The organism is Streptomyces anulatus (genome assembly GCF_000721175.1).
Classification (GTDB): domain Bacteria; phylum Actinomycetota; class Actinomycetes; order Streptomycetales; family Streptomycetaceae; genus Streptomyces; species Streptomyces anulatus_C.
Genome location: NZ_JOEZ01000055.1, coordinates 20,803 through 30,393, shown reverse-complemented (window position 1 = coordinate 30,393; position 9,591 = coordinate 20,803). Strand labels below are relative to the sequence as shown.

Annotated in this window: 6 protein-coding genes; 3 read left to right on the top strand and 3 right to left on the bottom strand. The window is 70.5% G+C overall.

Annotation, left to right across the window (positions count from 1 at the left end; genetic code table 11):
• The 3 genes from IG90_RS0136895 to sph form a co-directional block, all read right to left on the bottom strand.
• The coding region (locus IG90_RS0136895; protein ID WP_051870774.1) for a glycosyl hydrolase at positions 1-2,456 on the bottom strand (2,456 nt) is incomplete at its 3' end.
• 328 nt (positions 2,457-2,784) lie between these two features.
• A complete protein-coding gene (locus tag IG90_RS0136890) occupies positions 2,785-3,588 on the bottom strand; it encodes an N-formylglutamate amidohydrolase (RefSeq protein ID WP_030594899.1) in 804 nt (267 codons plus the stop codon).
• Between the two features lie 53 nt (positions 3,589-3,641).
• A complete protein-coding gene (sph, locus tag IG90_RS0136885) occupies positions 3,642-4,634 on the bottom strand; it encodes a sphingomyelin phosphodiesterase (RefSeq protein ID WP_030594896.1) in 993 nt (330 codons plus the stop codon).
• 448 nt (positions 4,635-5,082) lie between these two features.
• Here sph and IG90_RS0136875 point away from each other — a divergent pair, with 448 nt between their 5' ends.
• From IG90_RS0136875 to IG90_RS0136865, 3 genes are all read left to right on the top strand, one after another.
• Positions 5,083-6,384, top strand: a complete 1,302-nt coding sequence (locus tag IG90_RS0136875; protein ID WP_030594893.1) for a cytochrome P450 — start codon at positions 5,083-5,085, stop codon at positions 6,382-6,384.
• A complete protein-coding gene (locus IG90_RS0136870; protein ID WP_030594890.1) occupies positions 6,381-7,634 on the top strand; it encodes a cytochrome P450 family protein in 1,254 nt (417 codons plus the stop codon). Before IG90_RS0136875 ends, IG90_RS0136870 begins: the two co-directional genes overlap by 4 nt.
• A 399-nt stretch (positions 7,635-8,033) precedes the next feature.
• Complete coding sequence (locus IG90_RS0136865) at positions 8,034-9,536, top strand: aldehyde dehydrogenase family protein (protein ID WP_030594888.1); 1,503 nt, start codon at positions 8,034-8,036, stop codon at positions 9,534-9,536.
• Positions 9,537-9,591 lie beyond the last annotated feature (55 nt).

Here is a 9,591-nt window from a genome sequence, read left to right as displayed (position 1 = left end):
TCGGTGACGGTGGCGACCTTGGTGTCGCCGCGGTAGACGTCGTATTCCTTGATGCCGTTGTCGTCCGTCGCCGCCTGCCAGGTCAGCTTGACGGAGGTGTCGGTGACGTCGTCGGCGACCGGGGTGCCCGGTGCGCCGGGCTTCTCGTCGCCGGGACCCGCCGGGGCGCCGCAGAGGGTGTCGAGCTCGGTGTCGTCACCCGCGCCGGACGCCGTCGACCTCGCCGGGACGTTCAGCACACCGCCGTCGGAGAAGACCACCGAGCACGCCTCGGCGCCGTAGTTGTGGGCGGTGTAGGTCGTGGTGCCGCTCTTCTCGAAGGCCACAGCCGACGGCGTGTTGGCCGTGACGGTCATGTCCGGCGACCCGATGGCGTTCATCGTGGCGACCCAGTGGTAGGTGTGGGCCTTGGTCTCGCCCGCCTCGGGGACGTAACCGCCGTTCCACTGGTCCCAGTAACTCATGGCCTTCGCCGGGTCGTAGAGGGCCTGGACCTGCCAGAAGATGTCCTTCCACTCGACGGCCGGGCCGCCGTTCTCCTCCTCCATCTCGGCCACGCTGCGGCGCAGCATGTCCTTCTCACGGGCCAGGTGCAGCGAACCACCCGTCATCGGAAGGAAGTTGATGCCGTGGATCTCCTCGGGGTTGGCGGTCCACCAGGTGGCGTAGGCGCCACCGCTGCTCCAGACCATGCCGACGACATCGTGGGTGAAGTCCTCGGGATAGACCTCCTCGTCGGCGTCGAACCAGTACTGCGCGATCGACTCCGACTCCGTCATCATCATGTAGACGCCCTGGTCGCGCAGCGCCTTGTCGCCCATGGCCGAGCCCCACATGATCAGGCCCGCGCTGAGGTTGATCGACTCCGAGGACGACTCCTGGTTGTTGCCGGCGGCGAAGGCCGCGTGACCGGCGGCCCAGCTGTGGCCCGCGTAGACGTCGAAACCGCGCAGGAACGGGTACTTGGTGTCGTCCCTCGCCGGGTTCGCCGCGTCCCTGATGAGTTCCTTCACCATGCCGCCCCACTCGGAGTCGGCGGCCCACTCCGGGTCGTACTGCGCGACGACGGCCGCGGCCATCACGTAGTACGAGTAGTGGAAGTGGTGGTCGTTGAGCTCCTGGTCGCTGCCGTAGGAGGCCGGGTAACCGGTGAGGGTGCGCCAGTCCTTGTCGTAGGAGAACTCCGAGGGGCCACCGACCGTGAACCACTGCTCCATACGGCCCTTGATCAGGGTGAGCAGCTTGTCACGGTTCGCGGTCTCACCGATCTGGTCCGCGATGGGCACGAGCTGGGCGAGCTTGCCCAGGGCCTTCCCGGTCCAGTAGGTGTCGATGGCGCCGCTGAAGGGGTCGCCCTGCGTCAGAACGTCATTGATGTAGGTCCTGAGCTTGGCCTTGTCGACGCCGGCGGCGCTCGGCAGGCCGGGCAGGACCCCGTTGACCTTCTGCGTGGTCGTGAAGGACGTGCCTTCGCGGACCTTCATCTCGCCGCGTGAGGAAACGTAGCTGTAGTCGGTCAGCGGGTCGGCGGTGTGCAGCCACTGGTGGCGGTAGAGCGCCTGGAGGGTTCCGGTCTCGTCGCCCTCCTTCGCCTCGGTGGTCAGCGAGTAGGTCGCCTCGACCTCGCCGTCGCCCTCCCGGTACTCCCAGTCCACCTTCGAACCGGTCACGAAGCTGAACGCGTACTTCTCGTAATCGGCGAGTGCGTCCTTGCTGGGCAGGACCGCCAGGGAGAAGTAGTCCTTCTCGCCCAGGCCGGCCCGGATGTCGTTGCCCGACACGGTCCAGTCGCTGCCGCTCGGGGCGAACAGGGCGTAGTGGTGGCCCGAGATGGTGACGCCCAGGACGTTGCCCTGGTCGGCGAAGACGGTGGGCGGGGCAGCGGCGCGGATCTGCGCCGCGCCTCCGGTCCCCTCCGCGTACACGTACGGCATGCCGTGGCCGATGGTCGTCCGCAGGCTGCGCGCACCGTCGTTCCAGTACGGGCTGACGGTCCAGTCGCTCCACCCCGCCGCCTTCGCGTCGGGCGAGTTGAGGCCCGCGAGACCCAGGGTCAGGTCGGCCTTGTGCGGGAACTCGTACTGACGGCCGCCGCCCACGATCTCGTGCTCGGTCGGGTAGCCGACCTCCAGGCCGCCGGACACCGCCTTGTAGGTGAGGGGGTGGCCGTACATGTTCTCCGACCACGGGTTGCCGGAGAAACGCTGGAAGGCCAGTGACGACCACCAGTCGTTCGTCGGCACGGGCGTGTCCGCCATGGCCGGGGTGACCTTCGGCTTGACCGCCTGGCCACCGTTGTTCGACGGCCCCTGAGTGCCGGGGGGCCGCACATCGCTGTAACTGCCTCTGCCCACCTCGATGGTGGCGGCCGAAGCGACGCCGGTGCCGACGGTGCCCAGAGCCGTTGCGGCCAGGGCGACCGTCGTCACCAGCGCCGGAATTCTGTGGGATCTCATACTCACCTTTCTGAGAGCGCTCTCAAGACGTCGACAACGTAGGACTGGAGTGAAAGGCCGTCAATACTCAAAGACAGCATCCGCGTGGCGACTTGCGTCGACCTGCCGTGACGTGCAAGGAGTTGCGCTCTCCGTGCGCCCCGCAGGGCATCCGAGGGCGTGCCGCGTTCGCTCACTCATGAAATGCCGACGGGTCCAGGCTGTTATTGCTTCAACTCTTGACGGTGTGCCATGCGCTCAGGCAGCCTCCACATGGGGTCGGAGAGCGCTCTCAAGCGCCTCGTCCTCGCACGTGGGCACATCTCGTGGGGGTCAACCCGCGTACAGCTCAGGTCCGCTGGACCGCATCCACCAGCCGCGCCAGCGCCCCCGCCAGCGCGTCGAGTCCCGCCCCGGCAGGCCCGCCGGGCTCGCTCATGTACGTGTCGCGGCGGATCTCGATCATCAGGGCGGTGACGCGGCGGTCGGTGCCGTAGTGCTTCAGCGGGACGTACGTGCCGGCGAACGGGCTGTCGACGCCCGTGCCGCCGAAGCCCGCGAACGCCGTCTCCGCCAGGGAGCGCAGCTCCGGCGGGGTGTGGAACGGGTCCGTGCCCAGGCAGACGGGCGGGCGGGGGCCGGTGGCGTGGAGCTCGTACGGGAGGGGAGCGGTCGGGTACGAGTGCACGTCGATGACCACCGCACGGCCCGTGGCGGCGATCCGGGCGTCGACGGCCTCCGTCAGCGCCCGCGCGTACGGGTGGAAGTACCGCTCCAGCAGAGCGCGTTCGTCGGCGTCCGGGCCGCGCAGCCGTTCGCGGTGCGTGGTGTGGGTGTAGACCGCTCCCATGCCCACGGCGCGCATCTCCTCGCGGTCGTCCGGGAAGCGTTCGGGGTCGACGACCAGGCGGGAGAGGGCGTTGACGTGACTCCAGGGCCGGACGGCGCAGGCGGCGGCCGCCCGGGCCGCCAGTCCGGCGGTGTGGGAGTCGGTGATGTGGTCGAGTTCCCGCTCCAGGGCGCCGTCGTCCAGCAGGATCCCGCCGCGTACCTCCTCGGGAATCGTCCGGGACCCGTGCGGTACGTGCAGCAGTACCGGGGACTCGGGGCTTCCGGGGAGGAGGCGGAACGACGGCTGGGCGACGGTGTCCATGGAGCGGGTCCTTCACGGGCGGGGCAGGGGCCCCGATCGTTTCACCCGCGGCGTCAGCTGGCGGAACCGATCACCGGGTAGTGGTCGGAGAGGTTCGTGTACGTGTAGTCCGTGCCCCAGCTGGACACCGTCCAGGGGGCGCTCTCCTCCTTGATCACGTCGTTCTTCCACCCCGACGGCTTGGCGTGGCCGGTGCGGTGCAGGACGTGGTCCAGGTCCTCGCGCGGGTCGTCCGGGTAGCGCTCGGAGGCGATGGAGTTGTCGCGGGTGTCGAAGGAGTACGTGTGGCCCGTCTTGGTGTCGGCCGCGGTCAGGCCGGCGTCGCCGAGGAACGAGGCGTACTCGGCGGAGTGCGCGTCCACGTTGAAGTCGCCCGCAACGACGACCTGTTCCGAGGCCGGTATGTTCTTCGCGTCGAGGAACGCGTCCATCTGCTTGAACTGCCGGCTGCGCATCTGCGCCGCCTGGCCCGCCGAGCAGCCCGGGTCGGTCGACTGGGCGTGGGTGCCGACGACGTGGACCCGGGTGCCGTTCACGTTCAGCACCGTGTACGCGAAGCCCTTGTTCGAGAACCAGTCGCCCCCGCACGCGTCCTTGAAGACGAACTGCTCCTTGCGCACGATCGGCCACTTGCTCAGGATGGTGACGCCGCCGTCCTCCGGGGTCGTCGCCGAGTACGAGCCGCTGGTGGCGTCCCAGCCGCTCTTGCTCCGGCCCATCACCGGCGTCTGGTACGGGTACTGGGCGGCGGCGTTCCGCAGCAGTGCGTCGGAGGCGCCGTTGTCGAAGGCCTCCTGGATCACCACGACGTCATTGCCCCGGAAGAACGAGGTCTTCGGGATCTCGGCCGCTCGGTGGTCCTGGCCCCAGTTGGGGTACAGGTTCTTGCTGAAGAGGAACGCGTTGTACGAGAGCACCCGCAGCGAGGGGGTCTCGGCGCTGGTCTCGGCAGCCGTTGCCTGCGGTGCGGTCACGGCGAGCGTGACTGTGGCGAGTGTGGCGGACAGGGCCACGCCGGTCAGACGGCGGAGCGCGGTGTTCGGCACGAGGTCTCCTGCGATGTAGTGGGGGGTGAACCGGGTGCCCCCATCAAAGCAGCGGCAGTTACCCACGGGTAGACATCGGATGGCACGAGTCTGTCCGTCCGGCTGCCATCCGGATCCCCCCGGCCGTATACGCCGCCGCTCAGGCGAGGACGCCGTTCACGTATGCCGCCGGTCAGGCGAGGGCGCCGTACACCATGAGGTTGTCGACAGGATGGCCCTCCGCGTCGAACTCCGGCGCCGGCCGGCGACGACCCGCGCCGATGCCGACCTGGTGATCAAAGGTGTACCGATGTCATAGGGGAGAGAGCGGGAAGAGAGGCCGAACCGGTCGAAGTCCGGCCGGGAATGAGCGCGAAGAGCTCCGAGGATTCACGCAATCTCCTTATAGTGGTCCCGCGTTGATCGTATGGTCACAACGCGCGAAGCCGCCGCCACTGGAGTCCGTACGATGCCGAATCCCTCGTCCGCCATGCCCGCGTCCACGGCCGGTGCCGACGGAGGCTGCCCGATGGGCGCCGCCGAGGGTGCCGTCGCGCTCGGCGGGCCCGGCTTCCCCACCGAACCGCAGGTGCTCTACCGGTCCATGCGGAGCGAACACGGGCCCGTCGTCCCGGTCGAGCTGCCCGGGGGCTTTCCCGCCTGGCTGGTGATCGGCTACCGGGAACTCCACCAGGTCACCAGCGACGGGGAGCTGTACCCCCGGGACGTCTCGCTGTGGAACCAGTGGGAGAACGTCCCCGCCGACTGGCCGCTGCTGCCCATGGTGGGGACCCCCATGCCGTCCATCTACTTCACCGCGGGGGCCGAGCACCGCCGCCACGTCGACATGGTCGTACCGGCTCTCGAAGGCGCCGACCCCTTCGAGATCCGCCAGCACTGCGAGCAGTTGGCCGACCGGCTCATCGACTCCGTGTGCAGCCGGGGCACCGCCGACCTCGTCGCCGAGTTCGCCGAGCCGCTGCCCGTCCTCGTGCTCGCCCGGCTCGTCGGCTTCCCCGACGACGAGGGCGCCGACATCGCGCGGGTGCTCAAGGACCTCGCCGACGGCGGGCCCGGGGCCCAGCAGGCGAACCAGCGCTTCGGCGAGCACATGCACCGGCTCGTCGCGGCCAAGCGGGCGCGGCCCGGGGACGACGTGACCTCCCGGATGCTCGCCCACCCCGGACCGTTCACCGACGAGGAGTACGCGCTCGACCTGATGGCCGTCACGGCGGCCGGGCACCTGACCACCGCCGACTGGATCAGCAACTCCACCCGGCTGATGCTCACCGAGGACCAGTTCGCCGACGCCCTGTCCGGCGGCCGGCACAGTGTCGCCGAAGCCATGAACGAGGTGCTCTGGGAGGACGGCCCCACCCAGATCCTGGCCGGCCGCTGGGCCGCGCGCGACGCCCAGCTCGGCGGCCGGAACATCGCCCGCGGCGACATGCTGCTCCTCGGCCTCGGCGCGGCCAACGCCGACCCCCACATCCGGCAGCAGGTCACCGCCTCCGCCGTCCGCTCCGGACAGGGCGGCAACAGCGCGCACCTGGCGTTCAGCCACGGCGAGTACCGCTGCCCCTTCCCCGCCCAGGAGATCGCCGAGATCATCGCCCGTACCGGCATCGAGGTGCTGCTGGACCGGCTGCCCGACCTCGAACTGGCCGTCCCCGCGGCCGAACTGGTCCGCCGGCCGTCCGCCTTCCTGCGCGGCATGACCGCGCTGCCCGTCCGCTTCACCCCCGTACGCACGACAGGAGACGCGCTGTGAACTGCCCGCACGCCGAAGCCGCACCCGCAGACCCGGGCGCCGGGACCATCACCATCGACCCGATGGTCCAGGACCTGGACGGCGAGACCACGCGGCTGCGCGACGCCGGGGCCCTCGCCCGGATCGACCTCCTCGGCGTACCCGCCTGGACGGTCACCCGGCACGCCGAGGCGCGTCAACTCCTCGTCGAACCGCGGCTGGTGAAGGACATCAACGCCTGGGAACTCTGGCAGAGCGGGGCGGTCACACACGCGTGGCCGCTGATCGGCATGATCGACGCCGGGCGTTCCATGTTCACGGTCGACGGGCCCGAGCACCGGCGGCTGCGCACCAAGACCTCGCAGGCGCTCACCCCGCGCCGGCTCGAAGCGATCCGCCCGGACATCGAGAAGTTCACCGAGGAACTGCTGGACGCCCTCGACGCCGCGCGGGGCGAGGACGGGGTCGTCGACCTGAAGGCGGTGTTCGCCCAGCCGCTGCCGATGCGGGTCGTCGGCATGCTCATGGGCGTCGACGAGTCCCAGCACGCCATGCTCACCAGGCAGTACAAGGCGTTCTTCTCCATGCTCACCCCGCAGGACGAACGCCTCGCGCTGCTCGCCGAGTTGGACGTCTTCTACACCGACCTCGTACGGGAGAAGACCGCCCGGCCCACGGACGATCTCACCAGCGCGCTGATCCAGGCCGAGGAGGGCGGCGAACCGCTCACCGAGGAGGAGGTGGTGGGCAACCTCAAAGCCATGGTCGCCGCCGGGCACGAGACCACCATCGGCCTCGTCCTCAACGCCGTGCGCGCCCTGCTCTCCCACCCCGAGCAGCTCCGCATGGTGCTCGCCGGGGAGGCCGCCTGGGACGCGGTGATCGAGGAGACGCTGCGCTGGGACACCCCCACCACCCATCTGCTGATGCGGTTCGCCACCGAGGACATCGCCGTCGGCGACGGCGTGATCCGCCAGGGTGAAGGAGTCGTCATCTCCTACCGGGCCATCGGCCGCGACACCGAGCAGCACGGCCCCGACGCCGACGCCTTCGACATCACCCGGCCCACGCGGGGCCGCCACATGACGTTCGGCCACGGCCCGCACATCTGCCCCGGCGCGGCCCTGTCGCGCGTCGAGGCGGGCATCGCGCTGCCCGCCCTGTTCGGGCGCTTCCCCGGCCTCCGCCTCGCCGTCCCGGACGAGGAGATCACCAAGCTTCCGGTGATGACGCAGAACGACATGGCCGCCTTCCCCGTCCTCCTGGACTGACGGCACGGTCGGCGGGCGGGGGAGGGGCCGGATGCCACCAGGACCGGCAGGACCGGGGTTCCTGGCGCTCGCGCCGCACCGCTCCGGCACGGCCTCCCTCCTGTCCGACGCGGCACGCCGACGCGGCATGACGTATCCGGATGGCTCGCGCGCGGAGCGGCCCGCCTGAGGCGTGCGACGGCACCGGTGCACGGCGTCCGCGACAGCTCTCCGAGCCCCTCCGAGGAGCCTTCATGCGTCCTTCCCGCGTGAGCCGTATCACTCTGAGTGAATTTCTCGGCATACATTCCGCCGTACCGGGGAGGGGTCCAGGCTGCTGGTGCGCCGTACCCCGGTCCACCGCGCACCGCCCCGGCCGAACCGGAGGGGGCATTTCAGGCACGGAAGGCGAAAATCGACATGTCGGCGCTCAATACCATCCACATCGACGGCACCTGGCGGGCCGCCGGATCAGGCGCGACGCGCGAGGTCCTCGACCCCGCCGACGCCACGGTCCTGGCCGTCGTCGCGGAGGGCGGAGCCGAGGACGCCGATGCGGCGATCGCGGCGGCGCGGCGCGCCTTCGACGACGGCCCCTGGCCGCACAAGCCCGTCGCCGAGCGGGCCGCGCTGCTGCGCCGGGTCGCCGAGCTGCTCCAGCGGGACCGCGAGGAGATCGCGATCACCGAGAGCCGCGACACCGGCAAGACCCTCGAAGAGGGCCGGGTCGACGTCGACGACGTGACGAACGCCTTCCGCTACTTCGCCGACCTCGTGATGAACGAGAGCGGCGGCCGGGTCGTCGACGCGGGCGACCCCGAGGTCCACAGCATCGTCGTCCACGAGCCCGTCGGCGTATGCGCCCTGATCGCCCCCTGGAACTACCCCCTCCTCCAGGCCAGCTGGAAGATCGCCCCGGCCCTCGCCGCCGGCAACACCTTCGTGCTCAAGCCCAGCGAGGTCACCCCGCTCTCCACCGTCCACCTGATGCGGCTGCTCTCCGAGGCGGGACTGCCCGACGGCGCGGCCAATCTGGTCACCGGCGCGGGCGACCCGGTGGGCGCCCGGTTCTCCGAGCACCCGGACGTCGACCTGGTCTCCTTCACCGGCGGCCTCGCCAGCGGTACGAAGGTGGCCCAGGCCGCCGCGCCGACCGTGAAGAAGGTCGCCCTGGAGCTCGGCGGCAAGAACCCCAACGTGGTCTTCGCCGACGCCTGCGCCACCGAGGAGGGCTTCGACACCGCCGTCGACCAGGCCCTGAACGCCGCGTTCTTCCACAGCGGCCAGGTCTGCTCCGCCGGCGCCCGCCTGATCATCCAGGACAGCATCAGCGAGCGGTTCGTCACCGAGCTGGCCCGCCGCGCCGACGCCATCCGCCTCGGCCGGGGCACCCTCGACGGCGTGGAGTGCGGCCCCCTCGTCTCCGCCCAGCAGCTCGCCAAGGTCGAGGCGTACGTCGCCTCCGCCCGCGAGGAGGGCGCGATCGTCCGGGCCGGCGGCGAACGCCCGAAGCCCAGCGACGTACGGCCCGAGGGCGGCTACTTCTACCGGCCGACCGTCCTCGACGGCTGCCACCGCGAGATGAAGGTGGTCCGTGAGGAGACCTTCGGCCCGATTCTCACCGTCGAGACCTTCCGTACCGAGGAAGAGGCCATCACGCTGGCCAACGACACCGACTACGGCCTCGCGGGCGCCGTCTGGACGACCGACTCCGGGCGCGCCCGCCGGGTCGCGGGCCGGCTGCGCCACGGCACCGTCTGGATCAACGACTACCACCCCTACCTGCCGCAGGCCGAGTGGGGCGGCTTCGGCAAGTCCGGTACGGGACGCGAGCTCGGCCCGACGGGGCTCGCCGAGTACCGCGAGTCCAAGCACATCTACCAGAACCTGAACCCGCGCCCCCAGCGCTGGTTCGCCGGCTGACGCCTGCGGGGACCGGGCCCCTTTCCGGACCCGCCCGGTCCCGCCCGGCTGTTCG